Raw genomic sequence first — 19,226 nt, 5'->3', positions numbered from 1 at the left:
AAAAAACCTCTGAAAAATTCCAGAGGTTTATATTTTTTAGTGCATCGCCTCACTGAGGTCGATTTTCTCTTTGCTTTTTCTTTCTCTTACAAATAAAATAAAAGGAATACAGACCAAAAAGATTACACCCAGATATAGAAATACATCCATGTAAGATAATACAGCGGCCTGTTTCGTTACTGAAAGATCCAGAATTTTGTAGGCCGATTTTTCTGCAACATCAGAAGCCATTCCTTTTGCCATAAAACTTGCTTTCAATCCGTTGATTCTTTCCTGAACATTCAGACTGTTTTCATCTAAATGTGACAGAAGATTCACCCTATGTTTCTGGCTTTCATTGGCAATAAATGTGGTGATTCCCGCAATCCCGAAAGAACCTCCGAGCTGTCTCATCATCCCTGTAAATGCCGCTCCCTGACCAATTTCTTGTCCTTTCAAAGTACTTAAAGATAAAGAGGTAATCGGGATAAAAAGCAAACCTAAACCTGCCCCCCTCACAATCAGCATCCAGAAAAAAGCGTCTTCTCCCGTGTCCGGAGTTAGAATTTTGTAGCCCCAGAAGCTGTAGATGAAGAATATAAACAATCCCAAAGCCACCAAAATCTGCTGCTTGGCACCTTTCGTCAGGAGTTTTCCGATAATCGGCATCATAAACGCTGTGGTCAGTGCTGCCGGAATCATCAAAGCTCCAGACTGCAAAGCCGTCCACCCCAAAATACTCTGCGTATATAAAGGAACAATAAACGTGGAACCATACAGTCCGAATCCTAAAACGAAAGACATAATGGTTCCGATCCTCAGGTTTCCGTTTTTCAAAACCCGAAGTTCCACGATGGGATATTTGTAGGTGAGTTCGCGCCAGAGAAATAATATAAATCCTAAAACAGCTGTGGAAGTGAAGGTGACAATCATTCCGCTTTCAAACCAGTCTTCTTCATGACCTCTTTCCAGAATAAACTGCAGCGAACCAACCGTTAATGCCAAAAGCATAATCCCGAGCCAGTCTACATCCGATGCTTTCCTTTTTTCCGCATATTTCGGACTTCTTACAAACTGAAGGGTCATCATCACCGCCGCAATTCCAATTGGAATATTAATATAAAAAATATAAGGCCAGCTGTAATTATCAACAATATAACCTCCCAAAGGCGGACCTAAGGTCGGACCAATAATCACTCCCAAACCGTAGATGGCCTGTGCCATGCTCCTTTTTTCGATGGGATAAGATTCTGTAATAATCGTCTGTGAAGTCACCAGAAGCGCTCCACCGCCAATTCCCTGACAGAGCCTGAAAAATACAAGTTCCCAGATATTATCGGCATTTCCGCATAAGAATGAGAAAACGGTAAATATAATAATTGAAGCTGCGAAATAATTTCTTCTTCCAAACTGTTGCGAAAGCCAGCTGGTCATCGGCACTACAATAACGTTACCGATGGCGTAAGCTGTAATCACCCAGCCCACTTCAGAAAGTGTAGCTCCCATGTTTCCCTTCATTTCGTTGAGGGCAACATTCACAATTGTAGAGTCTACAATTTCAAGCAAAGCACAAAGAATTGCTGTAATCGTGATGATTACTCTTCGGGCTCCATATTCTACTAATGAATCTTGCATAGTTTTTTTTCGATGTAAAAAAGTGAATTGTCAATGGTCAATCAACTTCGTTGTCAATTTTTCTCCTCCATTTCCATATAACATTAATCTTACAGCATTTTCAATTCATAATTGACTTGCCTCTGCAAAATTGACAATTCACTGATATACTTTTATAGAAATGAATGGCAAATTAGTTTCGTAAATTGATGGTGAATAGTAAAGCAGTCAGTTTTAAATTGACAGCGAAGCAAATTCACTATTGACAACGAAGTTTATTGACCTTTCACTTATTTCAATATTATTTCAGAGAAACTTCTGCCTTCACATTCATCCCTGTTCTCAGTCTTTTGGCAACTTCTTTATCAAGTTTAACAAAATCTATTTTCACGGGAAGTCTCTGTACCACTTTTACGAAGTTTCCGCTTGCGTTGTCTGGAGGAAGAATTGAAAATGACGCTCCTGTAGCCGGAGAAAACGAACTTACAACTCCATCAAATTCCCTGTCTGGGAAAGCATCGATCTCGATTTTCACTTTCTGGCCTTCCACCATTTTATCTACCTGAGTTTCTTTAAAATTGGCAACCACCCATTTCTGATCATCTCTTACCAAGGCAAAAAGCTGTGTTCCGGCCTGCAGAAACTGTCCGGCCTGCGTAGAAACTTTTCCTACATAACCATCCTCCGGAGCGGTGATTATGGTGTATGAAAGATTTAATCTCGCATTTTCCACATCTACCTTTCTCTGCTTCGCTACGGAACCTGCAACGCTGATCTGTTGCGAGCTGGCAGCGGTTTGTGATGAGGCAATACCTGTCTGCTGAGCGATCTGATTACGCTGTTCCACCAAAACCTGAAGCTGTTTGTCCGCAGACTGTTTTGCGGCCAGAGCCTGCTCGTACTGCTGTTCTGTAATCGAATGGTCTTTTACAAGGACTGAATACCTTTTTAGATCCTGAGAAGTTTTCCAGACATTGACTTTTGCTGCTTCAATCTGAGCATTTGCCGTAGAAACTGCCGCTTCAGATGAGCCTATATTTTTAGACGTCGCCGTTGTGGTGGCCTGTGCATTTGAAATATTACTTTTTGCTGTTGCCAAAGCTGCTTCTGCCTGAGCCAAAGCCATTTTCTGATCTCTGTTGTCCAGCACTACCAGAGTATCTCCTTTTTTCACAAACTGATTGTCCTTCACCTTCACTTCCGCCACATAACCTGAAATTTTTGAAATGACCGGAGCCATGTTGGATGAAATCTGTGCATCGTCAGTTTCTTCGTGCACCTGACCGTAAGAGTAGGTTTTATAACCGTAAATTCCTCCACCGATGAGCACTACGGCCAATATAATCGGGAAAACCAGACTTTTTTTCTTTTGAGGTTCAGTACTCTGTGTTGTATTATTTTCCATTTTAATTAATGAGTTCTTAAAATTAATTGTTGGTTAAAGTTCCTGTAGTCTGCACAAGTTTTCTGTAGGCCAGCGCAGCATCAGCTTTGGCATTGATTACGCCAACGGTTGCGGCAATTTTCGCAGCATCGGCATCCAGAAGTTCCGTCATCGTTGCCAGACCGTTGTCGTATTTATTTTTTGTAATTCTGTAGTTTTCATCGGCCTGAACAGAAGATTTTTCGAAAACGGCAATTCTCTGTTTAAAATACTCTGCGTTCTGATATTCTCTGTTCACTTCCAGTTTAATATTGTCATTCAGCATTTCGTCTGTAGCAGAAAGTTGTTTTTCTCTCGCTTCAGACTGTTTCAAGGCCGAATTTTTCTTCCAGAGATTTGAAATATTGTATTGAATTCCCAAACCTACATTCACCGCATTATACATTGTGAAAAACCTTGGAACATCTGCTGCAACATATCCGCCCGTCAAGGCAATTGTGGGTAAATTTTCAGCTTTGGCTGCTTTTGTACCTACAGATGCTGCTTTTCTCTGCTGTTGAAGTGCCTGAAGATCTTTTCTGTTTTCCTGAGCGTTGTTCAGATAAAAATCCAGCGGTTTTGCCTCCTGCATTTCGTTGATGTAGTCTTCATCCACCTCAATTTCCGTGTTGTCGGGAAGTCCGAGAAGAAGATCCATATTGATATTGGCAATATTGTAATTGTTTTTGGCTTCCAGAAGCTGAAGTTCGATATTTGAAGTCTGAAGATTGGCTTTCAACCGATCATTTCTTGCAATGACGCCGTTATTTTCAAGTTTCAGAAAAGTTTCATCTCTTTTTGACGAAGCTGAAAGATTTTCTTCTAAAACTTTAATGGACTGATTGGCTTTAAAAAGATTGTTGTAGGCCTGTGCAACATTATAGGCAATCGCAACTTTATCGTTTTCTGTGTTCAGTTTTGAAGCTTCGACTAAATATTTTGCAGATTCTATTCCGTATTTTATTCTTCCGCCACTGTACAAAGGAACCGAGAGGTTGGCAGAACCAAACAAAACCTGATTGACTCTTGGGCCACCCGCCGCAGAAACTCCGGGAAGCTTAATGTTGATATTGGGTTCCAGAGGAAGATACATATAGCTTACCGACGCTTTAAAATCAGGGAGCTGCCGGTTTTTTGCTTCCAAAAGATCAGCGGTTGCCTCTTCTATTTTGGCAGCATCTATTTTGAGACTTTTGCTGTTCTGGATTCCCAGCTGCACAGCCTCGTCAAGGGTAAGCATTTTCTTTTCCTGAGCATGGAAAAACGATATTCCCACAAGGAAAACGGCTGCAATTACCGAATTATTTTTTGTCTTCATAACCTAAAAGGTCTTTTAAAATATGTTTGATATGTTGTGTAAGTTCAGAGTAATATTTCTCTTCAAAGACTTCACTCTCTTCCTTATTATCCAAAAATTCTTTGTACATGCCGGTTGCGTTCGAGGCATAAAAAAGAGTACCGCTCACGGTAGAATGAAGTAAATAAATCGGAGGATTTTTAGTGAAAATTCCTTTTTCCAGGCCACTTTCCAAAATTTTTGAATACATGCTCAGGAAACTTAATTTGGTCTGCCTCAGGAATTCTACAATTTGAGGATTTTCGCTGTAAAGCTGCTCTCTCTGCATAATTCTGTAAAAACACTTCTGATGTCTTATTTTCCCTGCAAACTGATCTACAATTTTCACTATTTTTTCCCATTCATTTATGTCTGTTCTTTCTAAAATATCTTTAGAAAAAAACTGTCCTGCGCTCATTCTGTACTCCACCAATTTTTCGTAGAGTTTTTCTTTGGAACCGAAATAATAAGATATCATCGATATATTAACGTTTGCTGCTTTGGAAATCTCCCTTGTGGAAGTCCCCTGAAAACCGTTTTCGGCAAAAAGTTTTTCGGCGGCGAATAATATATTTTCTTCTTTTGAAATCATATATGATCATTTACGAGTGCAAAGATACATCAGGAAATTCATAAAATCAAACGTTTGATTGATTTTTTAATTTTATTTTAATTCTTCCTGTTTTTCCAATTAATTTTATATTTACTGAAAATCAATTTTATGGGCTTTTTCAGTTTTCTTTTCGGCAAAAAAAAACAATCAGAGAAAATCACTCCTCCAAAGGAAGAGCGATCGGTTGTATCTTCGGAACTGGGAGAAAAATTTGACAGGGAAATTGTAGAGGCTTATAAAAGATATCATTCTGATCCGGCTGCTGACATCAGTTTAAATATAGAAGATCAAAACGGAAATTCGGTACCACCGCACGTGGCCTATCATCAGGTATTTTCCGAATGGGCAAAAATTCAGTCTAAATGGGACAGGGTGTCTGTTTTGTATGAATTCTGGGATCAGTCTCAACTGAAAAAACTGGAAGGATGGAAAGTGATGGAACGGTTTACTAAAGACCGTTATGCTACAAAATCACTGAAATATTTCAGAGAAAATATTGAAGGCAAAGATCATTTGTCTGTGGAAGAACTTGTGGCGGCATCAAAACTTCACAGAATGTTGCTGGATAATGATTCGGCGATGATGTATGCAGAAAAAGCTTACGAAAAATCTCCAAAAAATGATTTGGTAAAAGTAGAATATGGAAGTGTGCTTCATTTATCTAAAGACACCGTTAAAAAAGAAAAAAGTCATCAGATTATTGCTGATGTGATAGACAGGAAAATTAAACAAAACGATTCAGAAAATATATTTGACTGTTTTATTTTCTCAGAAAACTATCTGGACTCATCGGTTTTTGCCATGGCTTATCTGATCACGACCGATGCAGACCTTGAAAAGTGGGATTACGTGGCGGAAGAATATTATTACTGTCCTATCTTTCGGTACGAGCATGCCGTAAAATTATCCGAATCTCAAAACGGAGCTTTGCGGGCTCTTGCAAAACTTACATCTTTAAGTCAGGAATTTCCGTGGTTTACGACCGCATTGCAGTCTACTGTGAAAAATATTGAATCGATGCGGGTTCAGCTGGGGAAGGCTGATTTTATGGAGGAGGAATATGCGGAGTTTAAACGGAATCTACAAAATTGAGTTTTTTATTTATATAAAGTAAGTTCAAATAAATATATCTTGCCTGCAATTTAACCAAAATCAATCTTCAGACATTTTAGAAATTGATTTTGGTTATTTTCATTTTAATACGTAGTCTCGAAAATTTAACGAAAAAAAAACTTACCAATTAGTATACAATTATATACCTTTGAATTAATTAAACACAAATAGTTCTATGAAATCAAGCGAATTGCACAGAGGCTTATTCTAAAGAACGGATGGAAATTGCTAAGTGTATCCGGAAGTCATTATATTTATGAAAAATCAGTAATTACTTATCCTGTTCCTTATCATGGTGCAAAAGAAGTAGGAAAAGGAATAGAAAATAAAATTAAAAAAGACATGAAACTGAAATAGTTTTCATTCTATAAAGGATTACACAATGGAAAATATAAAAATAATCATAGAAAGAAGCGACGATTTTTTTTGGGCGTATGCAGAAAATGTAAAAGGCATCACTGCAGGTGGAGATACTGTAAAAGATGTTAAAAAAAGTATTTTGGAAAGCATTGCAATTAATAAAGAACTCGGAAATTTCCCCAAAGAAGAGTGTGAATTGACTTACAGATACGACATTCAAAGCTTTTTAAACTATTACAAAGGTATACTTTCAAATCCCGCAATGGAAAAAATTACAGGCATTAACCAAAAGCAGATTCACCACTATGCCACCGGGCTTAAAAAACCGCGGGCTGCACAAAGAAAAAAAATAGAGGAAGGTCTGCACCGTTTGGGTAAAGAACTTTTATCTATTGAACTTTAAAAAATTCGATGGTTTAAACTTTATGAATATACCGTGACAGTTTAATCCCCAAATCCGTCCAGACAATTTTCGGGTTTCCGTTTCGGGTTAAATGATGATCGGCTTCGTTTATTTCTTCCAATATTGAAACAATATTGGCTCCGCTGATGTACTTTGAAAAACCGGCCCAGTTGAATCCGTTCGCATCGATTTTTTTATAAACCAGATCCTGCGAACCGTAATTCTGAAGGATCGCCAGCCTGAAAATCTCGGAACAGTAGTTAAGGAAATTTTTCTGTTTTTCACGGTTCCATGACGCGACCTCTCTTGCCCAGCTGATGATTGATTTCAAATATTCAGGTTTCTTTTTTACCATAAAAGCGTCGCGAACCCACTGTACAAAAAGTGCTTCAAAGTCACTGTTTTTATTTTGAGAATTTAACAGTTTTAAAGCTTCATTCAAATTTCCCTGAGCCTGATGAATAATTTCTGTAATTTTCCCTTCATCAGCCTGAGTTTTTTCTTTCATATACATTTGAAGATCCTCATCCTCAATTCTCGGCACATCAATAATCTGGGTACGGGAAAGAATAGTAGGCAAAATATCATCAATGCTTTCTGTTGTCAGAAGAATCAATGTTTTGGCTGGTGGTTCTTCCAGAAATTTAAGGAATTTATTAGCTGCGGAGGTATTCATTTTATCGGCTCTCCAGACAATGAGAATTTTTGTTCCTCCTTCAAAACTTTTTAAAGCAAATTTCTGGTTTTGCTCATCCATCTCATCTGCCGAGATAAAAAGCTGTTTGTTTTCAGATTCCAAAGCGGCAGACCAGTCGTCAAAGCTGGCATAAGGCGATTCTAAAATCATCGATCTGAACTCTTCAAAATTCTTTTTGCTTAATGAATTATTTTTCTCGGTAAAAACCGGAAAACAAAAGTGGAGATCCAGATGATTGAGATGATCTACTTTTGAAGCGGAATGCTCATTTTCATTATTCAGAATCTGTTTGGCATAAGCCAAAACCAAAGGAAAAGTACCGTACCCCTCCTTTCCTACAAATAGTTGTGCGTGGCTCACCCTGTTATCTGAAATACTTTCCTGAAGCAGTTTCATTAGATTTTTCTGCCCTGCGATGTTCTCCCAATTCATGGCTCAAAGATAAAAATTTTTGTTGGATGATTTAAATGAGCAATTGTGAATTTTGCTTCGCAGGTGAGTTGTGAATTTTATAATATTTGAGCGAATAAAATTTGACAGCGAGGCAAATTCACCTTTGACAATTCACCATATATTCCCCTTAACAAACTTTAACCTCGGTAAATTTTTACAATTCATTAATATTTAAGATATTTGCGCATTATTTTAAAAATCAAGAATGAAAAAAATCTTTGTACTATCATTCATTTCGGTGGGATATTTCCTTAACGCGCAGAGTATAAGCAATTCGCCATACGCAACTTACGGAATTGGAGATGTAAAGTTTGATAATACGATTGAGACATCCTCTATGGGAGGCATTTCAACAGCATACATCAGTGATTTCACGAGTAACTTCAACTTCGGGAACCCTGCCAACAATACCAATTTTGAGCTTACAAGCATCAAACTGGAGGCAACTAACGAAAACAATTACTTCAAAACAAATTACAACAATACAAAGTCTACCAAACATTCTACGTATTTATCCAATATTTCTATTGCGTTTCCTCTTTCACCAAAAGTGAAGATGGGATTGCTTTACCAGCCATACAGCTCAAAAAGCTATGATGTTCTGACTTCAGAAACGGTTATTAACCCCGTAACTCAGGAGGAATCAATTTATGCAAACAGATTTACCGGAAAAGGAACGCTGAATACAGCTCAGGCTGCAATTTCATACAATGTAGGAAAAGGTCTTTCGGTAGGTGCTAAGGCAAATTTCTACTTTGGAAACCTGTATGACATTAACGAATTTACGGTATCTGGCGCTGAATTTATTAATGGTTACGAAACTAAAAATAACATTAAGAATTTCAATTTTACTTTAGGTACAAGTTATCAGAATATCAACACATCAACAGATAATAAACTTACCCTTGGTGCGACTGTTACTTTCGGGAACACAGGAAACATGATGACTGATTACAAAAACAGCACCTATTATTACGGTACCGCCGAAACAAAGCTTAACGAAACAATCATTGAGCAGAAAAGCATAAACTCTAAAAACCTTATTCCTCTGCAGGCTTCATTAGGAGCTGGATACGGCAGTAATAATGAGTGGTTTGTTTCTGCACAGCTGGATTACAAAAAAGGAGAAGACATTTCTTACTTTGGTAAAAGTTTCGATTTTCAGGATACTTACAGAATTTCTGCCGGAGGTTGGTATCTGCCAAATTACAACAACTTCAGAAACTATTTCTCCCGAGTGGTTTACAGATACGGAGCTTTCTATGAAAGAGGCGGTTTAAAAATTGCGAATAACAGCATCAACAAATTCGGTATTTCTGCCGGTGTACTTCTACCGTTCAAAACAAGCAACATCCAGAGGATGAGTGGTCTCGAGATTGGTGTAGAAGCAGGAAAAAGAGGAACTCTTAATGATAATCTGATCAATCAGAACTACATCAATCTGAAACTTGGTTTCAACTTTGCCGATAAATGGTTCAGAAAGAATCTTTACAACTAATATGTTTTTGACTTCAAAAAATATCACATTTAAAAATATAGCATACCTTTTCAGTTGTGCTATATTTTTTATATTCACATCCTGCGAAGACGATCTCACGAAGCAAAAAGGTACCAACAGCAAGAATTTTCCGTCGCAGATCATCAATAATGCCTATATCATTCAGCGGGACTCAGGGTTGATTACGCTTAAAGCTTATGCTCCGATTATCGAAAAATATGAGTTGATTGACAGCCCTTACGTTGTCGCAAAAAAAGGGATTAAAATTGATTTCTTTGACAAAAAAAATCCAAAACCGGGAACGATCACCGCAAAATATGCCAGAATTTTTGACTATAAAAAATTCTATGAGGCCAAAGGAGATGTAAGAATTACCACCAATGAAGGCCGAAGATTTGCTACACAGAGCGTTTACTGGGATCAGCGGAAGCAGAGAATTTATACCAGAGATACCGTGTACCAAACCATGCCGGACGGATCTGTGCTGATCAATGCCCACGGAATGACAGCCAAAGATGATTTCTCAGAATACAGATTCTTTAAAAACTCAGGAGATCTTGATGTGAGCCAAACCAAACTCGCCCAATAATTTTTCATCATGAAAACCAGAGCTATCGGATTAATGTCCGGAACAAGCCTTGACGGACTTGATATTTGCTTCGCTGAGTTTGAAAAATCAGAAAACAGCTGGCATTTTAAAATCATTGAAGCTGAAACCATTCCCTACCCTGAAAAATGGGAAAATGATCTTAGAAATTCTATTCATTTATCTGCTGAAGATCTTTTGGCTCTGAACTCAGATTACGGATTTTATTTGGGTAAAAAGGTAAAAGATTTTATCAAAAAGAAAAATATTACAGATGTCAACCTTATTGCTTCCCACGGGCACACGGTTTTTCATCAGCCTCACAGAAAATTCACATTGCAGATTGGCGACGGAAGGGCTATAAAACTGGTCACTTCGATTCCAGTAGTATATGATTTCAGAAGTCAGGATGTTTTGATGGGCGGAAATGGTGCACCACTCGTACCAATCGGTGATGAACTTCTATTTTCAGAATATGATGCCTGTCTGAATCTGGGTGGATTCTCCAATATTTCATTTAAAAAAACGGTTAAAAGAATCGCTTTTGATATCTGTCCGGTGAATATTGTTTTAAATAAAATCGCGAAGGATTTAGGCAAAAAATTTGATGAAAACGGAGATTTTGCAAGAACAGGAAAAGTTGATTCAAACTTATTGGAAAAACTGAACAATCTGGAATTTTACCGTCAGCAAAATCCAAAATCTTTAGGGATAGAATTCTGCAAAAAATATATTTTTCCTCTTCTGGAGAATGTAGATTCACTTACTGCTTTGGCAACATTTACTGAACATTCAGCGTTTCAGATTTCAAAAATATTCAATGAAAATCAACTGAAAAAAATTCTTTTTACGGGTGGCGGAACTTATAATTCCTATTTGATTGAGAAAATTAAATCTAAAACTTCAGCAGAAATCATTATCCCTGAAAAAACCATTATCGATTTTAAAGAAGCTTTAATTTTTGCTTTTATGGGCGTTTTAAAAATGAATAATGAAGTCAATGTGCTTTCTTCTGCAACGGGAAGTTCCAATGATCACAGCTCTGGAATTATCGCATAAAAAAACCTTCATTGCTGAAGGTTTTGTACTATTTATAAGTTTCGATTTTATCTGTAAGTGTATTGATAAAATTCTGGAGCGGTTTTTCAACCATCATTTTGATGAAAGGATTAAATTTTCCTTCAAACAGCATCTGAACTTCAGTTTGAGTATCATTTACAGGATTCAATGCTGCTGTAAGAGCGAAATCGAGGCTTGAACTTGCAGACTTTAAAACAGCTTTAGATTCCGTTACTTCGTCAATCTTTAACGCAATTTCCGGCATCCCCTGCAGTCCGAATTTAAAGCCGTCTTCACGTGTTTCAAATTTCTGCAGACCGTCCGGCATAAACTGTTTGTAGTTTTCCGGAGTTTTAAGCACCTCCGAAAGTTCTTTTGCAGATTTATTCACGATTATTTTTCGTCCTTCTAAATTCATTTTTTTATTTTTGTATTTAAATTATTACAAATGTATAAAGTTTTTGTCAACGAAAAAAAATTATTACTCTCTAAGACTCCCGAAAACTTAGAAAAAACAGTCGGTTACGAAAACTCTACAACATTAGAAATTGCTTTGGATCTTCTTCAAAACACATCCACTTCAGAAATGAATGTTTATGGCGAAAATCTGGAAACGATCTGGGAAGAATTTAACCTGCTTTTCAGAAAAATAGAAGCTGCAGGAGGAATTGTAAATAATCCTTCAGGTGAAATTCTCTTCATCAAAAGACTCGGAAAATGGGATCTCCCGAAAGGTAAAATGGAAAAAGGCGAATCCCGTGAAGAATCTGCCATACGCGAAATTGAAGAAGAAACAGGACTGAGAAATGTTGTTTTAAAAGATTTCATCAACACCACTTACCACATTTATATTGAAAGAAATGGTGACAAAGTTTTGAAATATACGCATTGGTTTGAAATGTTTTTTGATGGCGAAGACACCTCAAAGCCCCAAACAGAGGAAGGAATAACAGAAGTTGCGTGGAAAAACGACAGTGTGATTACCGCTGAAGTTTTCCCAAACACTTTCAAAAATATCAAACTGATTTTATCTGATTTTAAAGAATCTAAACTTAAATAAAATCCAGTGCTTTTTCTAAAGCAATTCCTCTGGAAGCCTTTAACAGAACGTTTTCTGAACTGATTTTATTTTTCTCTAAATACTCAATGAGTTCCGATGTATTTAAAAAAGCTTCAGCTGAATTATTTACATGTTTAAACTGATTTCCGACGGTAATCATTTGGTTGAAATTTAAACTTTTAGCCAGATTTAAAATATGCTGATGTTCAGTTTCACTTTCATCTCCTAATTCAAGCATATCACCGATAATAATGGTTTTTGTACCTTCAAAAGTCACGAAATTGTTGAGTGACGCCGTCATAGAGCTCGGATTGGCGTTGTAGGTATCTAAAACAAGGGTTTTGCCGTCCTTTTTCATGATCTGCGAACGCATGTTGGTAGGCGTATAGTTTTCTACGGCATGTTTAATCTTTTCAGAATCAATTCCAAAATGAAGTCCAAGACTGGCTGCTGCACAGAGATTGGTAAAATTGTATTCACCCGTTAATTTTGAAACTGCGGTGGTATCTTTAAAATTTAAGCCTACAAAATGTTCAGAAGAAATCAATTCAAACTGATAATCAGAATTTTCTTTTCCAAAACTGATTTTAGGTGAATAATTCAGCGTCTTTTCAAACTGAACGGTGTCATTATCATTCACCAAAATGGTCTGCTGATGATTGATTAAGTAATCATACAATTCAGATTTCCCTTTTATCACGCCTTCAAAACCACCAAAACCTTCAAGATGTGCTTTTCCGAAATTGGTGATGTAACCGATGTTTGGTTTGGCAATAGTACAGAGAAGCTCTATTTCCTTTTGATGATTGGCTCCCATTTCAATTACAGCGATTTCATGTTCAGGTTTAATGGAAAGGACGGTCAATGGGACGCCGATATGATTATTCAGATTCCCAAAAGTGTACTGTACATTGAATTTTTCCGACAGAACTGCATGGATGATCTCTTTTGTGGTGGTCTTACCGTTGCTTCCCGTAAGACCAATTACAGGGATTGTAAGCTGATCTCTGTGATGAATCGCCAGCTTCTGAAGGAAACCTAAAGTAGATTCCACATAAAAAATATTTTTTTCTGTGTTTTCAAAATTTTTATGCTCAACAATTACTGCCAGAGCACCTTTAGAAATGGCATCTTCAGCAAATGTTGCCGCATTAAAATTATCTCCTGAAAATGCGAAGAAAATATCATTCTCACCAATCTTTCTGCTGTCGATGATTACGTTGTTTGCCTTTAAAAATATCTGATAAAAATCCTGTACATTCATAGCTCAAAAATAAAAAACCTTCTGAATATTCAGAAGGTTTTTGTATAATATTTTGATAATAAATTATCTTCTCGTTCTACCTTTGTTTTTTGAAGTTGCATCCTGCGCTACACGGAATCCGATCCATCCGTAACCAGCGTTTTCAGCTTTATATCTTCTTTGTCCCGGATCTAACCAGTACGCTGAATCCTGCCAAGAACCTCCTTTTACAACTCTGATGTCATTTGAGATCACAGTTGTTCTCGTACCGGTATCTTTCTGCATTTTCACTTTACCGTTTGCATCAACGAAGAAGTTTTGCTTAGGTGAATTATACATATTGTAAGAAGACGAAGAGTCGCTTGCGTTTCTGTAATTGAGAGATGACTGCTGATCACCGTCTCTGAAATTTGCATAATTAGCAATAGTCTCTCTTGAATACTGACCAGGTAAATTTCTTGCGACTAATCTACCGTCTTTCAGAGTGTCATATTTCATATTGGTTTCATCTACCATCTGGTAAGTTCCGTCTCCGTTTCTTACGATAGTTTGAGGCGCATTACCTCTGTAGTAGTTGAAATCACTGTATTCGTCGTCTACGATTGGTCTGTAAACATCTGCGGTCCATTCAGCAACGTTTCCGTACATACCATAAATACCGATGGCATTTGAAGGATATTGTCTTACATCTGAAGTTTTAGCTGAACCGTCATTTTTCCAACCTGCAGGACCGGAGTAATCTCCCTGACCTTGCTTAAAGTTTTCAAGAAGCATCCCTCTTTCTTTACCTTTAGTACCTCTCAGAGACTGGATTTCAGGACCTTTACCCATATACATGTTGTACTCTCTGTTTTTCTCCATTCCCAAAGCTGCGTACTCCCATTCTACTTCACTTGGAAGTCTGAATTTGGTAACCATATCTGCACCAGGAGCTCTGTTTGCAGCGATAAGCCTTTGGTTAGTGGTTTTTATACCAGTTTTTTGCTGTCTTCTCTGTTCGTTGATGTAGCCTTGCATTTCTGGATCATTCGATTTGAATTTATCCATATTGAAAGCAGTTCCACCTTGGTTGTTTGATTCATTAATATATAAATCTTTAGCAATGATACCTGCATTCATTAATGCTTTCTCGTTTGCTCTGTCTGTCAACCATTCACAATATCTGTTCGCCTGAGCCCAAGCCACACCTACTACAGGATAGTAGTCGTAGTTAGCATCTCTGAAATAAGTTTCGTTGAAATCATTTCTTGAAAGCTTGTTGTCCCACAATAAAGTATCCGGCAAAGCACCGTTGTAGATTTCTTTAAAGCTGGGATCGCTTGGTGGGAATACATACTTCAACCATGTAAGATATTCACGGTATTCGTAGTTAGTAATTTCTGTTTCACCGATGTAGAAAGAGCTCACCTGCATTCTGCGGGGCGAGTTATTCCAATCGTGCATTACATCATCTTTCACTAATCCCATTGTGAAAGTTCCACCTTCTACATACACCATTCCTGGCCATCCCTTCTGCTCCTGCTGCTTTCCAGCAAAAAACCAACCCTGTTTTTCGTTTGGTTTCCAGCCTGTCTTAGAGACAAAACTTTTCGTACCGCCTCCTTTGCCGGTCCCGGAACCACCACAACTGGTTAATGCAAGTGTAGAACTCAATGCTATTAATGAAAACAACTTTAGTTTTTTCATAGTCGATATAAATATTATTCAAAGTACAAAGAAAAGTAAATTATTCAATAAATCAAATAAAGATTTGTTTTTTTTGATAAATCACCTGAAATTAATTTTATTGTACACTATGTAATTATAAAATTTTCATTTATTTTGTAATTCGGAAATTCCTCTACAGACATGAGACTGAAAATAATATTTATATCCCTTTTTTCTATCGTTACTACTTTACAGGCACAGCGTGTGTCTATAGAATGGAACGGCTCCAAAACAGAAGATTTTGGAGTGATAAAGAAAGTGCTGCCGGCATTTAAAAATGAAGGATTCTCTTTCAGCCAAAACAATATTTTTATTCATAATAAATTACAGACAGGAGCCAACCGTCTTAAGATTACTGATCTTCAATGGGAGAACGTGTCTTCTAAAGATCTTTTTGATCTTAATGTATGGCAGCTTCCGGAACGCGAAATTAAAGACATTGTTTATATAGATATTGAAGGAGAAAGATTTGCAAGCTACAATGTTTCTTTATTTAAAAGAGTTAACGGCAATGTTCAGCGGCTTTCTTCCTTTCAGATTTCAGACGACGGAAACTCCCCTCTTCCCAGCACCGCAAAAGTGGGAACTACCGTAAACCCTCTCTCTTCCGGTGGATTCTATAAAATTAAAGTTGATAAATCCGGAATTTTTAAAATTACAACTCAGTTTTTAAAAGATATAGGAATTAATCCTTCCAGTGTAAATCCCAAAAATTTCAGAATCTATGGAAACGGTGGAATTATGCTTCCGGAATTTAATCAGGACACCAAATATAGTGCTCTTCAGGAAAACTCCATTCAGGTGGTAGGAGAAGAGGATAATGTGTGGAATGATAATGACTATGCTTTATTTTATGCTCAGGGCCCAAACGGATATAATCTTTATGACAAAACAAACGGTGCCGGTTTTAAAAGATCTGAAACCAGAAATGACGACAGTAACGGACTTAAAAATATTTATGAAGATTTTTCTTACTATTTTATTAATTTTGATAAAGGAGCGGGAAAACGTGTGCAGAATGTAGATCTAAACCTGCCTGTAACTCCTTTAATCACAAGATTTGATGAATATCAAATGATTAATAATGACCAGAAAAACCTGCTTAAAGTAGGACGTGTATGGGTAGATGAAGCTCCTTTTTCGGCAAACAAAAGCCTTGTAATTAACACCGCAACACCAATACAGCCGGGCGATGCCATAAAATACCGTACGCAGGTTGCCGGCTTCAGTGCCCAGCAAAACAGTGTAACATTTAATATCAACAATCAGAATCCTTTTACGGTAGCTGTACCTCCCAATTCACCCAACTACGCCTATGATTATTTCTTATTGAGATATAAAGGAAGCATTTCTAATCAGACAGGAAATCAGATTACCTTTAATTATCTCCCTAATATTGCTACAAACCCTAACGGTAATTTTCATTTTGATTATCTTGAAGTACAGTATAAGCAGGATTTAACTTTCAACGGATCTCAATTAAGTTTCAGGGATTTTGCACTTCAGAGCGGCAGCAACACCACCTATGGTTTCAGCATATCCAATACAGGAACTCTTGAGCAGGTTTGGGATGTCACCGATATTACCAATGCAAACAGAAGAGTGAATAAAGGCGGTGCCGGAACTTTTAATTTTGCATACAACACGTCAAATCTTTTTTTCAATAATGAATTTGTAGCGTTTAGGGCAGACGGTGCATTTGTGCCGCAGTTTGTGGAGAAGATAGGAAATCAGGATCTCTCAGGATTACAAAATGTTGATTATCTCATCATCACAACCCCGGAACTGATGGGCCAGGCACAGAGACTTGCAAATTACCATCAAACGGCTAACAGTTTCAATGTTCAGATTGTTGATCCTTCAAAGATCTATAATGAATTTGGAAGCGGAAGCCGTGATCTTACCGCAGTGAGAGATTTTATCACAAAACTCAATACTCCTGCAGGCAGATTAAAATATGTGATGATTTTAGGAGATGCCTCTTACGACTATAAAAACAGAATTCAAAACAACAACAATATTGTTTCCAGCTACGAGAGCGAAGAATCCGGAGATTTTGTAAGCTCATTCATTACAGACGATTATGTGGTAATGACTACCCCACAAACCAATCTGACGCTCACAAGCAATTTGCCTAACATACCTGTTGGACGACTTCCTGCAGCAAATGCCACTGAAGCTGCCAATATGATTGATAAAACTTTAGCCTATTACAACGCGCTGCCCGGACAGTCTAACTCTTTTGGAGAATGGAAAATGAAACTGGATTTTATAGTAGATGACGATAATGACGGTGGCGCACCCTTCCATACAGTAATGAATAATTCTTTGCAGAGTGTTTTTGAAATTCCTGCAAGCACAAACCTTAAAGAATACAACGTAAGAAAACTGTATTTAGATTCTTTCCAGGGACAGAGTACTGCGGGAGGGCGTAGATATCCACAGGTAAACCAGGCCATTTCCAATGATATGGGCAACAGCCTTTATCTTTTCTACTTCGGACATGGAGGAATCAATGGGTGGGCTCAGGAAAGAGTATTTACTACAGATGAAATTCAGGCTGCTAATAATTTTTCTAATATCTACAGCAGATTCCCTTTTGTATCAACCATTACCTGTGAGTTTACCCTCTGGGATGAACCGGGAACATTCTCTGCCGGAGAACAGCTGATCAAACTGAAACAGGGAGGCCCGGCATCAATGATTACCTCCAGCCGTGCTGTAGGTGTAGGGTACGGTATTGATTTTACAAATCTGTACACAAGAGAAATGTTTAAATTAACGAATGATGACTTTATCAGCATAGGAAATGCTCATTTGAATGCTAAAAAACTGAAACCGGGAGACTCCAATCACTTTAAAGTAAACTTTTTGGGAGATCCGGCTATGAAACTTTCAAGACCGAAAAGACTTCTCGTTATTGACAATATAGAATCTCCGGTTCCGGGATTAATCAGAGGTCTGGATTTTGTGAAAGTAACCGGCCATATAAACAATGTCAACGGTATAGTAAATACTACTTTTAACGGGCGTGTTGTTATCAATATTTTTGATAAAAAATTAAATAAAAACACATTAAACAATCCTGGAAATCTTACGCCAATTCTGAACTACACTGAAGAAGGAAGTGCCATTGTAAAAGCTTCTGGTATTGCTACAAACGGACAGTTCACCGTAGAGTTTTACGTTCCTAAAGATATTAACTACACGGTAGGATCAGGAAGAATCTTGGGATATGCTGACAATAAAGTGTCGGATGTTTTTAACAATCAGGCAGTTCAGGTAGGAGATATTAATCCCAACGGAATTAATGACAATGAGCCACCAAAAGTAAAACTGTATATGAACAATACCAATTTTGCCAATGGAGGAATTACCAATCAAAATCCTACGCTCCTTGCCTGCTTAACAGATGATACAGGGATTAACTCTACCGGTTCAGGAGTGGGCCATGACATTACAACATATCTTGACGGGCAGATTATCAATACTGTTGTTTTAAACGATTTTTATGCATCAGGCGAAGGAAACGGATGTATAAATCCTGCATTGGCAGAATATCAGAAAGGCAATGTAACCTATCCTTTCAGAAACCTGGCGATCGGGCAGCATCAGCTTACTTTTAAAGTTTGGGACATCAACAATAATTCTACGGTATCTACGTTAAACTTTGAGGTAAAAGACCAGTCTGACCAGCATTTGATTATCAACAGACCTATGAACTGGCCGAATCCTTTTACCAATAAAACTTACATCCATTTTGAACATAACTGTGATGATATTTTAGATGTAAATGTTCAAATCTATACGATTACAGGGAAATTAGTAAAAACAATTACGTCAGCTGTAATCGCAGAACCGTTCCTACAGGGCTACAGAACGCCGAAACAGGCAATAGAATGGGATGGAAAAGACGATTTTGGTGATACTGTAGCAAAAGGTACGTATATTTTTAAGATATTTGCAAAAAGTCAGAATCAAGAAAAATGCAAAGGAAGTGCTACAGCTGTAGAAAAAATGGTACTTTTGAAGTAAAATTGTAATTTAATCGAAATATATCTATAAAACTGATAATATATAAA

At 37.5% G+C, this 19,226-nt stretch carries 16 protein-coding genes; 8 read left to right on the top strand and 8 right to left on the bottom strand.

Going from position 1 to position 19,226, the window contains the following annotated elements:
• Positions 1–36: 36 nt before the first annotated feature.
• The 4 genes from ASG31_RS04095 to ASG31_RS04080 all read right to left on the bottom strand — a co-directional run bounded on the left by ASG31_RS04095 (position 37) and on the right by ASG31_RS04080 (position 4,944).
• Positions 37–1,614, bottom strand: a complete 1,578-nt coding sequence (locus ASG31_RS04095) for a DHA2 family efflux MFS transporter permease subunit (protein WP_056028319.1) — start codon at positions 1,612–1,614, stop codon at positions 37–39.
• Positions 1,615–1,894: 280 nt separating this feature from the next.
• A complete protein-coding gene (locus ASG31_RS04090; RefSeq protein ID WP_056028315.1) occupies positions 1,895–2,998 on the bottom strand; it encodes an HlyD family secretion protein in 1,104 nt (367 codons plus the stop codon).
• A 22-nt stretch (positions 2,999–3,020) separates the two neighbouring features.
• Complete coding sequence (locus ASG31_RS04085; protein ID WP_056028312.1) at positions 3,021–4,334, bottom strand: TolC family protein; 1,314 nt, start codon at positions 4,332–4,334, stop codon at positions 3,021–3,023.
• Entirely contained in the window at positions 4,318–4,944 is a 627-nt protein-coding gene (locus ASG31_RS04080; RefSeq protein ID WP_056028309.1) for a TetR/AcrR family transcriptional regulator, read from the bottom strand. The genes ASG31_RS04085 and ASG31_RS04080 overlap by 17 nt, the downstream gene beginning before the upstream one ends.
• Positions 4,945–5,073: 129 nt before the next feature.
• Here ASG31_RS04080 and ASG31_RS04075 point away from each other — a divergent pair, with 129 nt between their 5' ends.
• From ASG31_RS04075 to ASG31_RS04065, 3 genes are all read left to right on the top strand, one after another.
• The gene (locus ASG31_RS04075; RefSeq protein WP_056028306.1) at positions 5,074–6,057 is read left to right on the top strand and encodes a hypothetical protein; all 984 of its coding nucleotides are present in this window, start codon (positions 5,074–5,076) and stop codon (positions 6,055–6,057) included.
• Between the two features lie 246 nt (positions 6,058–6,303).
• The gene (locus ASG31_RS04070; RefSeq protein WP_231433812.1) at positions 6,304–6,435 is read left to right on the top strand and encodes a type II toxin-antitoxin system HicA family toxin; all 132 of its coding nucleotides are present in this window, start codon (positions 6,304–6,306) and stop codon (positions 6,433–6,435) included.
• Between the two features lie 25 nt (positions 6,436–6,460).
• Positions 6,461–6,841, top strand: a complete 381-nt coding sequence (locus tag ASG31_RS04065; RefSeq protein WP_056028303.1) for a hypothetical protein — start codon at positions 6,461–6,463, stop codon at positions 6,839–6,841.
• A 13-nt stretch (positions 6,842–6,854) separates the two neighbouring features.
• Here the strand turns inward: ASG31_RS04065 and ASG31_RS04060 are convergent, their stop codons facing one another.
• Positions 6,855–7,970, bottom strand: coding sequence for an ATP-binding protein (locus ASG31_RS04060; RefSeq protein WP_056028300.1), 1,116 nt, complete (start codon positions 7,968–7,970; stop codon positions 6,855–6,857).
• A gap of 226 nt (positions 7,971–8,196) precedes the next feature.
• Between ASG31_RS04060 and ASG31_RS04055 the strand changes: the two genes are divergently transcribed.
• The 3 genes from ASG31_RS04055 to ASG31_RS04045 are packed head-to-tail and all read left to right on the top strand — an operon-like array spanning position 8,197 to position 11,134.
• Positions 8,197–9,489, top strand: coding sequence for a hypothetical protein (locus ASG31_RS04055; RefSeq protein WP_056028297.1), 1,293 nt, complete (start codon positions 8,197–8,199; stop codon positions 9,487–9,489).
• Positions 9,490–9,496: 7 nt separating this feature from the next.
• Positions 9,497–10,078: an LPS export ABC transporter periplasmic protein LptC gene (gene lptC, locus ASG31_RS04050; RefSeq protein WP_410493180.1), complete on the top strand. Its 582-nt coding sequence runs from the start codon at positions 9,497–9,499 to the stop codon at positions 10,076–10,078.
• Between the two features lie 9 nt (positions 10,079–10,087).
• Positions 10,088–11,134, top strand: coding sequence for an anhydro-N-acetylmuramic acid kinase (locus ASG31_RS04045; protein ID WP_056028291.1), 1,047 nt, complete (start codon positions 10,088–10,090; stop codon positions 11,132–11,134).
• A gap of 28 nt (positions 11,135–11,162) precedes the next feature.
• On the opposite strand, the gene ASG31_RS04040 is transcribed toward ASG31_RS04045, so the two are convergent.
• Positions 11,163–11,552, bottom strand: a complete 390-nt coding sequence (locus tag ASG31_RS04040; RefSeq protein WP_056028288.1) for a hypothetical protein — start codon at positions 11,550–11,552, stop codon at positions 11,163–11,165.
• 30 nt (positions 11,553–11,582) lie between these two features.
• On the opposite strand from ASG31_RS04040, the gene ASG31_RS04035 reads away from it, so the two are divergent.
• Positions 11,583–12,194 (top strand): NUDIX hydrolase, encoded by a 612-nt coding sequence (locus ASG31_RS04035; RefSeq protein ID WP_056028285.1) that lies wholly within the window; start codon positions 11,583–11,585, stop codon positions 12,192–12,194.
• Here ASG31_RS04035 and ASG31_RS04030 read toward each other — a convergent pair.
• The gene (locus ASG31_RS04030; protein ID WP_056028282.1) at positions 12,187–13,458 is read right to left on the bottom strand and encodes a UDP-N-acetylmuramoyl-tripeptide--D-alanyl-D-alanine ligase; all 1,272 of its coding nucleotides are present in this window, start codon (positions 13,456–13,458) and stop codon (positions 12,187–12,189) included. The two genes, ASG31_RS04035 and ASG31_RS04030, sit on opposite strands and share 8 nt — an antisense overlap.
• Positions 13,459–13,521: 63 nt before the next feature.
• Positions 13,522–15,123 carry a gliding motility lipoprotein GldJ gene (gldJ, locus tag ASG31_RS04025; protein ID WP_056028279.1) on the bottom strand — a complete coding sequence of 534 codons (1,602 nt, stop codon included), beginning with the start codon at positions 15,121–15,123 and terminating at the stop codon, positions 13,522–13,524.
• Between the two features lie 162 nt (positions 15,124–15,285).
• On the opposite strand from gldJ, the gene porU reads away from it, so the two are divergent.
• Positions 15,286–19,179, top strand: a complete 3,894-nt coding sequence (gene porU, locus ASG31_RS04020; protein WP_056028276.1) for a type IX secretion system sortase PorU — start codon at positions 15,286–15,288, stop codon at positions 19,177–19,179.
• Positions 19,180–19,226 lie beyond the last annotated feature (47 nt).

This window comes from Chryseobacterium sp. Leaf404 (assembly GCF_001424145.1).
GTDB lineage: Bacteria > Bacteroidota > Bacteroidia > Flavobacteriales > Weeksellaceae > Chryseobacterium.
This window is presented reverse-complemented; position numbering and strand designations above follow the sequence as displayed.